General features: G+C 38.8%; 14 protein-coding genes and 2 pseudogenes. 9 read left to right on the plus strand and 7 right to left on the minus strand.

The window, feature by feature from the left end; all coding sequences use genetic code 11:
* Positions 1 to 297 precede the first annotated feature (297 nt).
* The 5 genes from FTT77_RS15860 to FTT77_RS15880 all read left to right on the plus strand — a co-directional run bounded on the left by FTT77_RS15860 (position 298) and on the right by FTT77_RS15880 (position 4,436).
* Positions 298 to 1,242 (plus strand): ABC transporter permease, encoded by a 945-nt coding sequence (locus FTT77_RS15860; RefSeq protein WP_180048949.1) that lies wholly within the window; start codon positions 298 to 300, stop codon positions 1,240 to 1,242.
* The gene (locus FTT77_RS15865) at positions 1,242 to 2,123 is read left to right on the plus strand and encodes an ABC transporter ATP-binding protein (protein WP_120367011.1); all 882 of its coding nucleotides are present in this window, start codon (positions 1,242 to 1,244) and stop codon (positions 2,121 to 2,123) included. The genes FTT77_RS15860 and FTT77_RS15865 overlap by 1 nt, the downstream gene beginning before the upstream one ends.
* 81 nt (positions 2,124 to 2,204) lie before the next feature.
* The gene (locus FTT77_RS15870) at positions 2,205 to 3,221 is read left to right on the plus strand and encodes an isopenicillin N synthase family oxygenase (RefSeq protein WP_180008900.1); all 1,017 of its coding nucleotides are present in this window, start codon (positions 2,205 to 2,207) and stop codon (positions 3,219 to 3,221) included.
* Positions 3,218 to 4,099, plus strand: a complete 882-nt coding sequence (locus FTT77_RS15875; protein ID WP_180109544.1) for a hypothetical protein — start codon at positions 3,218 to 3,220, stop codon at positions 4,097 to 4,099. Before FTT77_RS15870 ends, FTT77_RS15875 begins: the two co-directional genes overlap by 4 nt.
* A 7-nt stretch (positions 4,100 to 4,106) precedes the next feature.
* Positions 4,107 to 4,436, plus strand: coding sequence for a multidrug efflux SMR transporter (locus FTT77_RS15880; protein ID WP_117007380.1), 330 nt, complete (start codon positions 4,107 to 4,109; stop codon positions 4,434 to 4,436).
* Positions 4,437 to 4,576: 140 nt separating this feature from the next.
* On the opposite strand, the gene FTT77_RS15885 is transcribed toward FTT77_RS15880, so the two are convergent.
* From FTT77_RS15885 to FTT77_RS15900, 4 genes are all read right to left on the minus strand, one after another.
* A complete protein-coding gene (locus FTT77_RS15885) occupies positions 4,577 to 5,377 on the minus strand; it encodes a sulfite exporter TauE/SafE family protein (RefSeq protein ID WP_180109545.1) in 801 nt (266 codons plus the stop codon).
* A 219-nt stretch (positions 5,378 to 5,596) separates the two neighbouring features.
* Entirely contained in the window at positions 5,597 to 6,091 is a 495-nt protein-coding gene (locus FTT77_RS15890; RefSeq protein ID WP_111884696.1) for a flavin reductase, read from the minus strand.
* Positions 6,092 to 6,195: 104 nt separating this feature from the next.
* Positions 6,196 to 7,224, minus strand: a complete 1,029-nt coding sequence (locus FTT77_RS15895; protein ID WP_180109546.1) for a methionine synthase — start codon at positions 7,222 to 7,224, stop codon at positions 6,196 to 6,198.
* A 270-nt stretch (positions 7,225 to 7,494) separates the two neighbouring features.
* A complete protein-coding gene (locus FTT77_RS15900; protein WP_180008838.1) occupies positions 7,495 to 8,484 on the minus strand; it encodes a putative oxygenase MesX in 990 nt (329 codons plus the stop codon).
* 620 nt (positions 8,485 to 9,104) lie between these two features.
* On the opposite strand from FTT77_RS15900, the pseudogene FTT77_RS15905 reads away from it, so the two are divergent.
* Positions 9,105 to 9,580: pseudogene (locus FTT77_RS15905) on the plus strand (epoxyqueuosine reductase QueH); the annotation flags it as partial.
* A 67-nt stretch (positions 9,581 to 9,647) separates the two neighbouring features.
* Here FTT77_RS15905 and FTT77_RS15910 read toward each other — a convergent pair.
* The 3 genes from FTT77_RS15910 to FTT77_RS15920 are packed head-to-tail and all read right to left on the minus strand — an operon-like array spanning position 9,648 to position 11,313.
* Positions 9,648 to 10,670 carry an ABC transporter substrate-binding protein gene (locus FTT77_RS15910; RefSeq protein WP_180008840.1) on the minus strand — a complete coding sequence of 341 codons (1,023 nt, stop codon included), beginning with the start codon at positions 10,668 to 10,670 and terminating at the stop codon, positions 9,648 to 9,650.
* Positions 10,667 to 10,861, minus strand: coding sequence for a hypothetical protein (locus tag FTT77_RS15915; RefSeq protein ID WP_180008842.1), 195 nt, complete (start codon positions 10,859 to 10,861; stop codon positions 10,667 to 10,669). The genes FTT77_RS15910 and FTT77_RS15915 overlap by 4 nt, the downstream gene beginning before the upstream one ends.
* An 11-nt stretch (positions 10,862 to 10,872) precedes the next feature.
* Entirely contained in the window at positions 10,873 to 11,313 is a 441-nt protein-coding gene (locus FTT77_RS15920; RefSeq protein WP_180008844.1) for a ribbon-helix-helix protein, CopG family, read from the minus strand.
* Positions 11,314 to 11,760: 447 nt separating this feature from the next.
* Here FTT77_RS15920 and FTT77_RS15925 point away from each other — a divergent pair, with 447 nt between their 5' ends.
* The 3 genes and pseudogenes from FTT77_RS15925 (at position 11,761) to FTT77_RS15935 (ending at position 16,744) form a co-directional block, all read left to right on the plus strand.
* A complete protein-coding gene (locus FTT77_RS15925) occupies positions 11,761 to 12,843 on the plus strand; it encodes a putative zinc-binding metallopeptidase (protein ID WP_180008846.1) in 1,083 nt (360 codons plus the stop codon).
* A 188-nt stretch (positions 12,844 to 13,031) separates the two neighbouring features.
* Positions 13,032 to 14,995 (plus strand): annotated as a pseudogene (locus FTT77_RS15930) (lipase family alpha/beta hydrolase).
* An 84-nt stretch (positions 14,996 to 15,079) separates the two neighbouring features.
* A complete protein-coding gene (locus FTT77_RS15935) occupies positions 15,080 to 16,744 on the plus strand; it encodes an AAA family ATPase (protein ID WP_180109547.1) in 1,665 nt (554 codons plus the stop codon).
* Positions 16,745 to 16,827 lie beyond the last annotated feature (83 nt).

Below are 16,827 nucleotides of genomic sequence, written 5' to 3' on the forward strand. Positions count from 1 at the left end.
TATTAAAGTGACGGAAAATAGCAAGTAACTTGGACCAGTGTTGATCATTTAGCATTGTTCGAGGCATAGCGAGTGTAAAATTGGGTTTGGCGATTTAATTTTACTATCTCGCTATTTTTTTAATCAATAAATGTCAACAGACCCTAATATTACCTGCTTCTTTTGCAGGCTTTTTGCTGTTTATAGCCTATCTAACTTTACATAAGGCCAATAAAACACGGCATACACGCGTTTGGCATTCAAATTGCTTAACAGTATTACGTTTTATTAAAAAAGTAATATTGGGGCTTGGTCAGTATGGGTTATGTCGCAAGAGAGCTCAGTCCAAAAAGCAAGCTATTGCTTGGCTTAGGATCATTTTTAATTCCTGTGCTCATTTGGTGTGCAGTGAGTTATTTGCCATTTTTATGGCATCCTCAGGTACAAATTACGCAGTCTGGCAGTGTGCCTTATTTTCAGGTTGATAGCCGTGTCGACAAAGCGGTGTTTTATGCCGAAGCACAATCTGCGGTCAATGCAGGTGCAGAACCACCGCAAGGCAAACTGGTCAATCCGATCTATCTACCTGCACCGCACGAAGTAGCAAAAGCATTAGTTACGGCTTTTATAACTCCACCTGCCCAACCTGATGCCCCATGGTTTCATCAAAGCTTATGGCACAGTATTAAAATTGTGTTCAGCGCTTTTTTTATTGCCTCTCTCATCGGTATTCCACTGGGTATTCTTTGCGGTTTTTCTCAAAAAATATCTCTACTGACCGAACCCTTTGTTGAGTTTTTCCGTTACTTGCCCGCTCCTGCTTTTGGCGCCTTAGCCGTTGCGATTTTAGGCATTAATGATGCACCTAAAATTGCCATTATCGTGATTGGTACGCTATTTCAGCAAATTCTAATTATCGCCAACACCACACGGATGGTAGACCGTGGCCTGATTGAAGCAGGTTTTACGCTGGGCACCAATAAAATAAAAAGCTTATTTCATGTGGTGATTCCAGCAGCGCTTCCTGATATTTACCGCGACTTGCGTGTATTGCTCGGCTGGGCTTGGACCTATCTGATCGTATCTGAACTGATCGGCACAACCTCTGGGATTACCTGGTTTATCACCCAACAAGCGCGTTACCAAAACTTTGACAATGTCTATGCCGCGATCCTCATCATTGGGGTGATTGGTTTGGTGTGCGATGTGGTGCTAATGAAACTCGGTCAACGTCTATTTAAATGGAAAGCAGGAGCAAAATAATGAACAGCACAGAGTTTAATGCCACCACTTATTTCGATGCAATTTATGCACGCCCTGTCATTTTAGAAGCAAAAAAACTTACACAAAGTTTCAAGCACGGCAAAACTGAACGCACTATTTTAAATCAGTTGGATTTAAAGATTCATAAACGTGAATTTATCTGCGTGATTGGCCCATCGGGTTGCGGTAAATCGACCTTTAGCCGAATTGTGGCTGGGCTTGATCCTTACAGTAGCGGTGAATTGCTGGTCGATGGCCAAGCGATTGAAGGCCCAAGCCCTGAGCGTGGCATGGTGTTTCAAGGCTACACGCTTTTTCCATGGAAAACGGTCAAAGAAAATGTGATGTTTGGCCCTTTAATGAAAGGTGCCAGCAATGCTTCGGCCGAATCCAGCGCCCGAGAATGGATTGATATTATTGGTCTAGAAAAATACCAAGATCAGTATCCGCATCAGCTTTCTGGCGGGATGAAACAGCGCGTTGCTATTGCCCGCGCATTGGTCAATGAACCAAAAATATTATTGATGGATGAGCCTTTTGGCGCACTTGACCCGCATACCCGTCAAAAAATGCAAAAGCATTTAATGGATCTATGGCAAAACATTGATATCACCATCATTTTTGTGACCCACGATATGGATGAAGCGATTTTATTGGCGGATCGTATTGTGGCGCTCAAAGCCAATCCTGGTGAAATTAAAGAAATTATTGAGGTCGATTTACCCCGTCCTCGTAATCCTGAACTCATGCTGAGTCCTGAATTTAAACAACTGCGTGAACGGGTGGATTTCTTGGTACATGCGCAGGAAGACGAGCTCGACCCAGCGATGGAAAACCTACCGAAAATTCCACGTATGACCCAAGTCAGTACGCAAAAATAACTGGATTAATCCCTCTTCATCTTTAGGACGGCCTAAATGATGTACTACAGCGTTGGACGGCCAACATTACAGGAATTGAAGATGAATGAATCTTATGTTTTGCCACTTGTTGATATATCGAAAATGCAAAGTACGGTACTGTCAGAACGCTTAGAAGTAGCCTCTGCATTGGATCAAGCCTGTAAAGATGTTGGTTTTCTATATTTAAAGGGTGATCAGTTCAATTTTGATTTTGCGACATCACTAATTCAGGTGGCAAAGCGTTATTTTCAACAAGATACCGCAAGTAAAATGCAACACTATGTTGGACTGTCGAAAAATCATAGTGGCTATGTGCCAATTGGTGAAGAACAATTTGCAGGCAACAGCTACGACTTAAAAGAAGCCTATGACGTCAATTATGATTATCACGGCGAAGCGACAGCATTTCCTTTGCTTGGCCCTACGTTATGGCCAGATGATGCCACATTTAAAAGTACGGTCAGTGATTATTACTGCCATTTACGCAGTATTAGCGAGCAGATTTTTCAGGCCTTTGCTTTAGCATTGAATGTCGATGAGCATTTTTTTGATTGCAAAATTACCCATCCGACCAGCCAGCTGCGTCTAATCCATTATCCGTATAACCCTGAAGTGAAAGATGCCGAAGGTATTGGCGCGCATACAGATTATGAGTGCTTTACACTGCTCTTACCGACTGCACCAGGTTTGCAGGTACTCAATAAACAAGGTGAATGGATGGATATTCCATTGATTGAAAATACCTTGGTGATGAATATTGGCGATATGATGGAAATTTTTTCGAATGGCAAATATTTGGCCACTAAACACCGTGTTAAAAAAGTCTCTGAAGAACGCTACTCTTTCCCCTTATTCTGCGCCTGCAATTACGACACGATCATTGAGCCAGTACATTCAACTGAAGCGCCTAAATATCAGCCCTTAATTGGTGGTGAACATTTATTTAATCAAACCGCGCAAACCTTTAGTTATCTTAAAAAACGTATCGCTTCAGGAGAGCTGAGTCTAAGAAATGCTGTGCCTTTGTCCTCATTTGGTATGGATGAAAATACAGAAGTACAAGGAGCAAACGCATGAATTTATTTCAGGCTTTAGCACAGCTTCCAGCCAGCCAAGAGATTTCAGGTCCTATTCCAGACTATTTGTATGGTGCATTTCGTCGTAAAAGTATCAGTTTTTCAAATGGTTTAACGGATGAAAAAACCATTGTTTATTGGTTTCAATCTCGTAGTTTCACCATCGATCTACGTTTTAAAAGCCGTGAAAATACGCCAGTGAATGAACGTCAAGGCTGGATTGGCAACACTCTTTGGGATGCTGAACAGCAATTATTGTCTTGGGATGTTGAAGCACACTCAAATTATCAAAATCATGTGCAATGGCCAGAGCCTGCCAAGTTGCATGCGATTGGCAACTGTATTTTAGAATTCTCTCCAAGCAATGCGTATGTCGAAGACTGGCGTCAGCAAGTTCATGAAGGGCTATTTTTAGGCCTGCGTTTGAAGTCAGCCCTCGATGTAGAAAGTCATCAACCATTGCCGATGGATGGCGGTTTAATTATTTGTGATAAGCATGTGGCCTTCGCACTGAGCCGTTTACCTACAGATCAGCAAACAGTTGCCAGCATCAACATATCATCTGCACCTACTATATATGAAAAGGTGATTGAAAGCTTTGAAGTATCCATCGCTGTAGATGGTCTGCATAAGTACTATACAACGACTTCCTCTCAGCAAGATCAATCACTTAATTTTGATCATTTTGAATTTATTGATGAAACACATTTAAAGCAAAACCTAATTATTAACGGTCAAGCAATACAGCTGATATTTGAGGTGGATATTTATGTTCCACATTATGCATTTCAGCATCACACTGATACCACGACAGAAAGTACAGATTGGTTACGAAATGAAAAACAGCATCTCATGCACCATGCAATAGAATGTCTATAGGAAATCAATGTCGTTTATATATTTGCTCATTGCAATCATTGCCGAAGTGATTGCTACATCCGCCTTAAAAGCCAGTAATGGCTTTACTGAACTTGTGCCGATTATTTTTACCGTATTGGGCTATGCCATTGCGCTCTTTTTTTTAGGTTTGACCTTTAAATCGATTCCTATGGGATTGGCCTACGCCATGTGGTCCGCTGCAGGCATTGTGCTTATTTCATGCGTGGGCTGGGTTGTGTTTAAACAAAATTTAGACCTACCTGCCATGATTGGTTTGGCCTTTATTTTATTGGGCATTGTGATTATCAATGTTTTTTCTAAAAGCACAGAGCTTTGAGATGTCAGTTTTGAAATGTAATTTTTAAATAATATCTTTGAAATTTTAAAGACTTAAATTGCTATAGATAAAAATGCTCTAGCTTGCTGTTGCACACTAGAGCATACGTTTCGAATGAATTAACTGTGATCAGTCGGCTTCTATAAAATGCCTTTCACTAGAAAAAAGCATCCAACAATACACAACAGCACCGCGAAACATTTTTTCAGTACTGCTGGTGAAAGCGCATGCGCAGTTTTCGCGCCATATTTAGCCGTAAAGAAACTCATCACACTAATGCCCAAAAAGGCATAAATATGAATAAAGCCAATGGTATTTGGAATTTCAACTTGCTGTTGCATACCAAAAAACATAAAGCCTAATGCACCAGCAATGGCAATAGGTAAACCGCAAGCGGCAGACGTCCCGACTGCTTTTTGCATCACCACGCCATTTGCCGTTAAATACGGTACCGTAATACTACCGCCGCCAATCCCGAAGATGGCCGATGCAACGCCGATACCCGAACCTGCTGCAATTTGTTTAGCTGTAGATGGTAGTGTTTTATTTGGATCGACTGGCTTTTTTGCTCCCATAAACATGGTATAAGCCACCCAAAGTAAAAATACACCGACAATCATTTGCAGATGTAAACCTGACAGCCAGTCTGCAATCCCTGCGCCTGCAAAACAGCCAATCGCCATAGACGGAGCTAAATTTTTAAATACAGGCCAAATCACAGCACCATTTTTATTGTGCGCCATCAAGGAGCTGATCGATGTCACAACAATCGTAGCCAAAGATGTGCCGAGCGCCAAATGCATAATCACATCGGGACTATAGCCCATTTGGCTAAAAACAATATAGAGCAAAGGCACAATGATAGTACCGCCGCCAACGCCAAACAGCCCCGCAGCAAAACCAGCAAATGCACCAATAATTAAGAAAGTAATGAGTTCCACAATATACCGATTTAAAATGAAGAGAAATCTTGTATAAATCAAATATGTACTATCATTCGGTGAATAATGAATGTTCCCTCTCTTTTTTAAAGGATGAGGAACATGCTCCTCATCACAAAGGGAGAAGCAACTTTTAGTTACTCATTTAAAATCACATTCTGAATGTTTTTTGACTTTGGCAAGAAATCTAATATTGATTATAAATAATTTACGAAGTGATTAAGCCAACTCCACTTGACCCACAGCATGATAAGCACGGTTGAAATACACCAAGCTTTCCTCCTGCTGACTTTGCTTGATTGCGACCACACGGCACATAAACACGCTGTGCGTACCCACTTCTTGAATCTGTTCAATCTGACAGTCAAAACTGACCAAAGCATCTTTTAATATTGGTGAACCTGTTTCTAATGTGGTCCAAGAACCCAATTTAAACCGCTCTTCCGAATTGAATTTGCTTGAAGCAAAAGCATTGGAAATCTGCTCATGCTGTGCGCCCAAAACATTGACAGACAGAACTTTATTTTCAAGAAAATGCGCATGAGAACGAGATGATTGATTCATACAAACCAGCAAAGTTGGCGGTGTATCTGTCACACTGCATACTGCTGATGCTGTAAATCCATGCATGCCTGCTTCGCCCTCAGTCGTAATCACGTTGACTGCAGTCGTCAATAAAGACATTGCATTTCTAAAATCAGTTGCTTCAATCATCTCTTCAATCTCAATGGTCTATATGGCTTATCTCTTTCTCAGGTTTGGACAATAGCAAATTTAATTTCCTTATTGCCCTTACATGAAATTGAGTCAGCTCGAATTTATGCGGTCAATTCTTGGCGAATAATGGCAGCGCCTGCGCTTAGCGCATTTAGTTTGCCTTGCGCCACGTGGCGAGGTAAAGGCGCCATACCGCAGTTTGTTGAAGGATATAGCTTGTCGGCATTTACAAATTGCAATGCTTTGCGTAATGTATTAGCTACTTCTTCTGCTGTTTCAACTTGATTGGTTGCAACATCAATTGCGCCAACCATGACTTTTTTACCGCGGATGAGTTCGATTAAATCCATTGGTACACGAGAGTTTTGGCATTCAAGTGAGATGATATCGAGCTTCGATTGTTGCAGTTTCGGGAATGATTCTTCGTATTGGCGCCATTCATTACCCAAAGTCTGTTTCCAATCGGTATTGGCTTTAATGCCATAACCATAGCAAATATGAACGGCTGTTTCGCATTTCAAACCTTCAAGCGCACGCTCTAATGTCGCAATACCCCAGTCATTGACTTCATCAAAAAATACGTTAAATGCAGGCTCATCAAATTGAATGATGTCCACGCCTGCCGCTTCAAGCTCTAGCGCTTCTTGATTGAGGATTTTAGCAAATTCCCAAGCTAATTTTTCACGGCTTTTGTAGTGACCATCATACAAAGTATCAATCATCGTCATTGGGCCAGGCAAAGCCCATTTGATCGGCTGATTGGTTTGGCTGCGTAAGAATTTTGCATCATCAACAAACACTGCTTTCTTACGCGATACTTCGCCCACCACAGACGGTACACTTGCATCGTAACGATTACGAATACGCATCGTTTCACGCTTTTCGAAATCTACACCTTCAAGATGTTCAATAAATGTGGTTACAAAATGCTGACGGGTTTGTTCACCATCACTGACAATATCAATGCCTGCATGGATTTGTTCATGCAAAGATAATTTCAACGCATCACGTTTTGCATCTAATAATTCTTCGCCTTCAAGCTTCCATGCTGACCACAGTTTTTCAGGTTCAGCCAGCCAAGATGGTTTAGGTAAGCTGCCAGCAGTTGAAGTTGGGAGTAAAATGGCCATATTCGATCTTCTATCTCTATATTCTAAATTTTGCAAAAACCAAAAAGTTATCAATTGATTATTAAATTCATATTGAAAGTCCCTTCTCCCTATGGGATGAGGAGCATGCTCCGCAAGAGGATGAGGGAATATTTCATATATATCCTCTCCCTAACCCTCTCCTTAAAAGGAGAGGGAAATTTCTTTACGAAATAAATATTGATCACAAATTAACTGATGCATGAAACATATTCTTTAAAACAGGTGCTTTAAATCACAAGTGATTTAAAATTAAGCTGCGGCTGCATTTTCAATACTAAAATTAGCCGCCCACTCATTCAGAATGTCTTTATATGGCTGGATAAAGTTCTTTTCTGTCCATTTGCCCTGTTTAACCGCCAACTGACCACGTTCAACACGGTCATACACAATACGGGTTAATGAATAATCACCGAAGCTTAAGCTTGGTTGATACACTAAACCTGCTGTCGCATTGGTATTGTAAATTTCAGGACGGTAGATTTTTTGGAAACTTTCCATGGTGCTGATCGCGCTGATCAGTTCGAAATCTGTATAGTCGCTGAGCAAGTTATTTGCCGAATAGAATGCCAATGGTGCAGTTGCATTTTCAGGTTTAAAGTAACGAACGCTTAAGCCCATTTTTGCAAAATAATCATCTGTACGGGAGTAATCATCATTAGTGTATTCCACACCTAAGATCGGATGCACATTTGCAGTACGGTAATAGGTTTTTGTCGTTGAAACACTTAAACAGATGACAGGCTGTTTTTTAAATTCAGCTTTGAATACATCTGAATTGATCAAATGTTGATATAGCTTGCCATGTAAATCACCAAAATCTTCAGGTTTTTCATTGAACTTACAGCCGAGTGCTGGTAATACCACGCTGAAGTCATAGTCACGTACATACGATGAAAAACTGTTGCCGATCATGCCTTCAATGCGTTCATTGGTTTTATGGTCGATGATGGTGCTCTTTAAAGTTTCAATAAATGGGAAAGTTTGACCATTGCCTTCCACATCGAGTTCAGCCGAAATGATGTCAATTTCAAGTGAATAACGATCTGCATTTGGGTTGTCACAAGTAGCTAAACTATTGAAACGGTTATTAATCATTGCCAAAGTACGGCGCAGATTCTCTTCACGGTGTTCACCACGTGCCAAATTGGCAAAGTTCGTTGTTAAACGTGTATTGTCAGCTGGTTTATAGTTTTCATCAAAGCGGATACGTTTGATTGAACATGCAAATTTATGACTCATGGAGATTCACTACCCTAAAATTAAAAATAATCAAAATTTCTGTATGAAGTAATTTATACGTGAAACTTAAGATGAATAAAAATGATTTAACCTCAACTAAAAGTGAGATAAATTCATGTTTAAGATTTAAATACAATGAATTTTCTTCAACTATGCATCATTCAACTGGCGATAAAAAAACTGCCACCCAGGTAGCATTTAAATTTTATTTAATGTAAATAAGGGCTTAAAAAAAATTCAATGAAAATTTTTTCATTCAAACACATATCTGAAATGTGTCGAATCGTACAGATTGGCTCAATATCTCAACTCTCAAAATTTAGCGATTTATTCATTAGGGTGAATTTTTCTAACTTTAAAATGAAAAAAGATCAAATCACTAATTGTTTTAATATTGAATCTGTAACACTAATATACTTTTGTCCTGAGCTATAAAGTTCTTAAACCTTGCCATAAATAGATAAACAAAATATGAAATAAGCATATATTCATGTCGTTTCAGCTTTTTAGTCAATATACTGAATATGACTCAACTTGTACTTAGAAAAAATCAGCATATTCGAGCTTTGATATGTCCATGAATCGCTAAAATATAAAGTTTATACTTATAGCTTATGATTATGTCTAACAAACTTGACCGTCAGAAACTGACGCTCCCAACAGGTCATGACAAGCTTTTATTGCATTCTTGCTGTGCGCCCTGTTCTGGCGAAGTCATGGAAACTTTAATTGAATCTGGTATTGATTTTTCGATCTTTTTTTACAATCCCAATATTCATCCAGTAAAAGAATATGAAATCCGTAAAGAGGAAAATATCCGCTTTGCAGAAAAACACAATATTCCGTTTATTGACTCTGACTATGACACAGACAATTGGTTTGCTCGCGCTAAAGCTATGAAAATGAGCCTGAAAAAGGCATTCGTTGCACGATGTGTTTTGATATGCGCTTCGAGCGTACTGCACTTTATGCGGCAGAACATGGTTTTAGCTTAATTAGTAGCTCACTGGGAATTTCACGCTGGAAAAATATAAAGCAGATTAATGACTGTGGTCATCGCTCCGCTTCATATTATGAAGGCATAAGTTATTGGGACATTAAATTGATGTTGTTAGCCCTGAAATTTTTACATCATTCAGGGCTTTTTTTAGCTATATTTCAACTTATTTCAGTTCTTCAACCAACGTTGGATAGATTGATCCATCGACATCCATTTCGGTTTTATAAATGCCATTGGCAACATTAAATTTGTTCACGTGATAACTCGAGCCATAAAGTGAATCAAATCCTGTACCTTTTTTAAAGACTTGTTTATTGGCAGCTAAATCCAGTAAATGTGTCCCTCCAATAAACTGTTCATATTGTGCAGGATCAACGCCAACACGGGTCGACATGATTTTCACTGCATCGGCATGCGTTGCAGGGTCGTTGATGTATTTAACCGTTTTATCCCAAACTTGAATGATTTTTTTCCATTCTTCTTTGTTGGCAGATAAATGCGTCATGTTGACGGTTAATGTGTCGTAAATCAGACCGGGTTTATCTTTCGATGTATAAATAATTTTAGAGCCAGCAACAGCTTTCAAAGCTTGATTTGCGACCGGTTGCCACACGGCAATCGCTGCAATATCAGGACTTGCAAATACTTGTGGCAGCTCATTGGTCATGGTGTTGACCAACTTCACTTCAGAAGCTTGAATTTTTGCATCATCCAAAGCCGTCGCTAAAAGCAAATGATCAACCAAGCCTTTTTCAGTCGCGACACTTTTTCCTTTTAAATCGGCAAGGCTATTGACGCCATCTTTAGCAATGATGACATCATTACCCGCAGAATAGTCCGTCGCCATAATCATGACGCCTTTCGTGCCGCCAGAACCCGTGACTAAGTTGTCGCCATTAGTGACCAAAACAGCATCCAACTGATTAGCCGCAAATGCAGATAATGAAGCTGAATAATCAAACCATTTAAAGTCCACATTGACACCGGCTTCTTTCAACCAGCCTTTTTCAATAGCAACTTGCCATGCGACAAAACCAGGCCAGTCGCTATAGCCAATTGTGATGGCTTTTGTATTGACTGTGCCTTCTGCTTGCGCGTTTGGTTCAGGTGTTTTGGCTGTATTGTCACAACCACCCAGTAAGATGGCGGTCAAAACGGATGCAGATAAGCAGGCTTTTTTGATCATAGTGCGATTTCCCCGATGGCATTACAGTTAAATTTGGTATTGGTGTACAAAAACGATGGTGTATTCGGATTACTGACTGATTTAGCATTGTGCTTTGCACGATTTGGTCTATGGTTGGCTGCAATAGCATGTGCTTGCTGTTTATTTGTGATTTGGTCTTTATGACCTTGTGATCGATATAATTGGCCCATTTTAAAACTCCTTAATTCTTTGCATTTTGCGGAATTGGCGGCATCACAGCGTCCATCAACTCCAAATGTCCTTTAATCACACTCTTAAGTGCTGAAAAATGCTGACTGATAACTTTGAGCTCTGAACTGACGCCTTGCAGAATCATGACTTCTAAAATTTTGTGGTCATCGAGTTGAATATGCAGCGAGCTCACTACTTGTTCTAAAAACTGCTGCTGTAAATCTAAAAGCTGAATACGTAGGGCCGTACTACTTGCGTCATAAAGTAAGGTAAATGTGCCGACCATCACTTCATTTCGTTGCTCCTGATCGGCAATCAGATGCTTATTGATCATGTCGACAATGGCCTGAGAACGGCTTTCATAATGCTGATCGGCAATTTTTTGATCCAAAGCATCGACTGTTTTTTCAGGTACTGTAATACTGATACGCGCCAGCTTTTGTTTAGGCACTGTTGTTCCTTATTTTTTTTGCTGAATATAGAAACCCGCACGGGCGCTCAGTAGCTCAATAAAAAATTGCTTTAATTGATGCAGAAATGTTGCAGATTGATGGCGGTTCATATGCATCTCCTGTTTAAGTAATACGAAATATTTATTTCGTAATATCGATAGAAATGCAGAAACTGTGCCAAGTGAGGAACATGAAAAATGATCGTTTTTTGGGACTCTTAACTTTCTTTTAGATTTTATTGTTCATTATTTGTGCGATAAACGCACTCCTACCGCCCCATTTGCACTAATACTGCGATGTATTATTTGATGAAGGACCATTTATTAAGGTCGTTGTTCTTAAACAAGAGCATTGACCGACATGTAACAAACTCGAAGTTCAATTTATTTCATCAACATTGAACATCATTTATACTGATTGATCATTCTATTCATCACTCAACGCCTATGAAATATTTCAGCTGCGCGGTATGTTCTAACCAAATCTTTTTTGCCAATTCACACTGTGTCAATTGTCAGACTGCGCTGGGTTATATTGCCTCTGAAAAGCAAATGGGCTGTTTTGAAAAGCACAGCACTACGCTGTGGCTTGCGTTAAATCCTGAAATAAAGGGAAAACGCTTTAAACCTTGTCATAATTATCAGCATCATCAGATATGTAACTGGATGGTGCCTGCTGACAGTGAGGAAATTTATTGTGAGTCTTGCCTGCTCACTCACACCATTCCCAACTTAGATAACCCAGACCATATTGTGTACTGGGCACGATTGGAACATGCTAAACGGCGTTTTTTGTATTTAATGCAGCAGCTCAATACCATGCCGCGTCCTAAACGCAGCCAAGATGACCGTTTTGGACTTCGTTTTGATTTTCTGATGCCAACAGAAAATACACCTGTTATGACCGGTCATGCCAATGGAATTATTACCTTGAATGCCAGTGAAGCAGATGTGATTTACCGCGAAACAACGCGTATAAAAATGGGTGAAAACTACCGTACACTTCTAGGTCATTTTAGACATGAAAGTGGTCATTATTATTTTGATTTGATTAAACATTTACACCCAGAGCTGATTGATGAATTTCGAGAACTGTTTGGTGATGAACGACAAGATTATAGTGAAGCTTTGAAACGTCATTATAATGACGGTGCTCCGCAAAATTGGGCGGATTACTATGTTAGTTCCTATGCCAGTACGCATCCTTGGGAAGATTGGGCGGAAACATGGGCGCATTATTTGCACATGATGGACACTCTTGAAACCGCCTACTATGCAGGATTAGTGGTCAAAACCAATAAGTCAGATTTGAATAATTTAGAACTGAAAGAGAACCCGATTGGCGCTCAGAATTTTGACCTCTTGCTGCAACATTGGATGACGTTGACCTTTAATTTAAATGCATTGAACCGCAGCATGGGCTTAGATGATGCATATCCATTTACATTGTCGAATCCAGTATTGGATAAATTACGATTCATTCACCACAAACTGCTCAACATGACCTTAAAAAACCAGCAGCACAATTAGATTAAATTTAATACGTGATATTGTTTGAACCTCAGATCAACTTTTCTGTATTACAGCATTCGTACATTAGCTTATAGAAAGGATGTATACGTAGTAATTTTCTTGGATTGAGCGCTGTAACACCTGCCCTATTTTTACTATTTTATAAAGGTTAAAATAACAATAAATAGATGCCTGTGACCTTTCCAATGATGCCTTTCACGCATTTACCCGCTCGTTTTATGTGTATCATCAGCCTGAGTTTGCTCAGTGGATGCCAATTGGTCAAATTACAAAAAAATCAACTCAGTGCGTCACTAAATAATAAAACAGACAGCATATTAACCCATCAAAAGCTCAGTACATTTAGCCATCAAATCCTGTTAATGGTGAATGAAAGCGACCAATCTTGTTTAAATGCGCTTGAAAGTTGTATTCACAAAATGCGTAACAATGAAACTTTAGATATTGCTCAAGTCTATGCATCAGCAAGTGAGCTGTACATGGCACGTGCTTTAAGCGCCGATCAAAATCCACAATGCAAAAAAAGCTTAAAACAACACAGCGGAAAATTAGCTTCAAGCAAAATTAAAATGTGTATGGATCAGCAGCTTGCAGACTTTGATTTCAGTCTGCGTTACAGCTATGTCTATCTATTTAAATCCGCTCAAGCCCCAGAAGAACGCTTATTTGATTTGCGTCAGGGACAAGTCCGCACCTTTTATAATGTGGCTTTATCACGTCTGATCACCTCATCATTCACCCGCTTTGACTATCAGCAAATGCCTGAAAGTTTAATGTTGGGTTCATCGCTTTATCATTTTAACTATGACATTATCCTGAAATCAAAAATGCGGACATTGATAAATTACAATCGAGCTATAATTTTAATTTTTCAGGCTTAAAAACCATTAATCGTCAGGAAGGCATTGGCTCTGAATTTGTCTTAGTCAAAAAAGCCACGGATCTGTCTGCTGCGGAGCCTTTTGTACTAGATCCTGAACAGTATTATGCAAATAAACCCAACCCCAATATCCATACGGCACGGTATTTATCTGTCAGTGCAATCGCAGAGCCTGCCAAGACTAATAGCAGCATTAGTGAAATTTTGTCGCCGCAATCAGACTTTAATGTTGAATTATTTAATCCCTATCAATTTAAAAAGGCAAAAATTGAATCTCAGTCCTATACGCTAACGGCCAATTATTCTGTGCCTTATGGACTTTGGTTAGCCGAAAATAAATTAGGACAATCTGGCTATTGGACACTCCTGAATAAAGAAGAACATTTGCGCATGCCACATGTGTTTATGTTAGAGCCGTATCAACCCCATAAAAAGATTATTGTCATGGTTCACGGATTAGCCAGCAGTCCTGAAACTTGGATCGGCCTGACCAATAACATTATGGGTGATCAAAAACTACGTGATCATTACCAAGTTTGGCAAGTGTTTTACTCAACCAATATGCCAATATTTGAGAGTCGTTTTCAAATCAATGCTTTACTCAAACAGGCATTTGCAACTGTTCAGCCCAATACGCCATCGGCTCAAGATGCTGTCATTATCGGACATAGTATGGGCGGCATCATCAGTCGTTTATTGGTTAGTGATGCAGATATTTCCGCTCAAGCTATTCCACTCATGAACTATGAACAAAATACACAGTTACAACGTCATCCAATTATCCGCGATCGTTTTGTCTTTAAAGCCTTGAAGCCAGTTAGTCGTGCAATTTTCATTGCCGCACCGCATCATGGTACTGACTATGCAGACCGCTGGTTTACCAATTTGGCGAAAAAAATCGTGGTATTGCCTTTAAGTTTTTTAAATGATGTCAATGTTGAACTCCCGAATGCAAAAAATTCAACTATGGGCCTGATTAAGTCTGGACCTGCAGATTTAAGTCAACAATCACGTTTTATGCTGTTGTCTGCTGACATCATGCCAAATAAAGATATTCCTTATCATTCTATTATGGGGAATCAGACGCAAAGTACTGAACCGAGTAAAATGTCGGATGGCATTGTTCCCTATACAAGTTCTCATTTAGAGGGCGCGGTGTCTGAAAAGATATTCAATGGTGGACATTCCATCCATGAGTCTCCAGATGCCATTTTAGAATTGCGACGCATTTTGAGAGTGCATATGGACAATGAAGCGTTGAATCAATAACGATAAAATTGCTTTATGTATTTATAAATTATCTTTTAAAAGCAGTGTTTTATTGCTAAATTAGCTACTATATTTGGGGGCTATATGACAGAAAAATTATATTATTGGGCAGAAAATTTAGAAGGCTATAATTCCGATATTGACAACGATTTTCCTTATTCAATTGAGATAAAAAGGCTCAATTTTTTTATTGGTAAAAACAATGCCGGTAAAAGCCGTTTCTTAAGAAACTTATTCATAAATAGTACACATACGATACCAGACTTTTCTTTTCCTAATTTATCTAATTATTTTACTGAATTAAAATCCATCATTGAATCAAGTCAAGGTACTATTTGGCTTGGGGCGATAAGCTCAGGCGAAAATCGAACTACACTATTTAAATTGATAAATGATGCCATAGACTGTCCTATTTTTCCTAGAAATAGATATAAAGAGAATTATCAGCGTACAATAGATCAATTAAGTAAAGTGAGAATTGAATATACACAAGAATTTACATATAAAGTTTCTGAAATTCAGAAATATGTTAATGATTTTGAAAATAATATAGTTTATGAAAAATCAAAATCTTATATCCCTATCCTACGCGGTATGCGTCCTGTCACAGAACAAGAGAATACACAGCCTTATATTAAACGAGCCCAAAAAGATTATTTTTCAGATACGAATAAATTTAACTCTAATAATATTATTACTGGTGAATGCTTATACAATGAACTTAAAATTCATCTTTTAGGTGAACCTGAACAACGTGAACTAATTAAAGATTATGAAGAAAAATTAAGTCAATATTTTTTTGATAATGAGACTGTTTCACTTATCCCTAAGCATGATCAAGATGTTGTAAATATTAAAATTGGTAACGATCAACAATTCCCTATTTCACAGTTGGGTGATGGCTTACAACAAGCGATAATCTTAACTTATGAAGCTTATATAAAAAGTAAAGACAAAGAAGGCAAACCAGAAACGCATGCCTTTTTCATAGAAGAACCAGAACTGCACATGCATGCAGGTATGGTTCGTCAATTGATGAACTTTTATCTTAATGAAACACCGCATTATTATTTTTTTACTACTCACTCCAACCATTTACTAGATATGGCAGATGAATCTGACCAAGTCATGATTCAAAAGTTCGTAAAGCAACCTAAAGAAGAAGATCCTACGAAATTTGATTTTAAAATTTACCGTTGTGACAGAGATCGAGACTTACTTGCTTCATTAGGCGTACGTCCATCTTCTGTCTATTTAGCAAATTGCACCATTTGGGTAGAGGGCATTACAGATCGGCTTTATATCACTAAATATATGGAAAAATATTTAGCTGAACTAGAGTCAGCTGATATGGAGCTTTATAAAAAATTCCGTAGATTTATGCCGAACTATCACTATACGTTTGTGGAATATGCAGGCAGCAATTTATCTCATTGGTCTTTTGATGATGATTATCCTAAAACACGGGAAGAAAGAATCGAATTTTTAAAGCAAGACCGTGGTCAAAGTGCAACTGCAGTTGCAAGTGACATGCTATTAATTGCTGATGGCGACATACAAAAAAATTCTGAAAAAATAAAGTTATTAAGAAAGGAATTAAATAAAGAAAATTTAATTATTTTGGACTGTAAAGAAACAGAAAATACTTTACCTAAAGATTCTATTCTTTATGTAGCTCAGAAAAAGTTCAGTAATATGAAAAGGAAGAGGTGGTCCCACATGTTTGAACAACTAAAAGCGTATTTATAAGTGATATTCCGCTCTAGTTAAGCCACCTTGTTTTGTTGGGGTAGCTGATCATAGTAAAACTCATTTGGTGTCATTTTGTCTAG

This window comes from Acinetobacter sp. YH01010, from assembly GCF_013420775.1.
Lineage (GTDB): Bacteria > Pseudomonadota > Gammaproteobacteria > Pseudomonadales > Moraxellaceae > Acinetobacter > Acinetobacter amyesii.